Raw genomic sequence first — 280 nt, 5'->3', positions numbered from 1 at the left:
CGTGGTTGCTCTGGATCGCACGCACGTCGTAGCCCAGCGCACCGGCGGTCTCGGCTGTCAGACGCTCGACATTGGCGAGAGTCGCCGTGCCGTACACCTCGGGCTCACGCGTGCCGAGCAGGTTGAGGTTGGGGCCGTTCACGAGGAGCAGGCGCGGATTCGCGGTCACGATGACACACTATCCGCGGACACGAGCGGACGGCTCATCTCGAGCTCGGGTCCGATGGATCCGGTGAAGCGCAGGCCGGTCTCGACGAATCCCGCGCGGCGATACGCGCCC

1 protein-coding gene is annotated in these 280 nt (G+C 67.9%); it reads right to left on the bottom strand.

What is annotated here, in order from left to right; translation table 11 throughout:
• Window positions 1–142, bottom strand: a 142-nt coding sequence (locus SB660_RS19990; RefSeq protein ID WP_410584030.1) for a type II 3-dehydroquinate dehydratase, incomplete at its 3' end; no start/stop codon positions are given.
• Window positions 143–280: the final 138 nt, after the last annotated feature.

Source organism: Bacillus sp. SIMBA_005, from assembly GCF_046535585.1.
GTDB lineage: Bacteria > Bacillota > Bacilli > Bacillales > Bacillaceae > Bacillus > Bacillus pumilus.
This window is presented reverse-complemented; position numbering and strand designations above follow the sequence as displayed.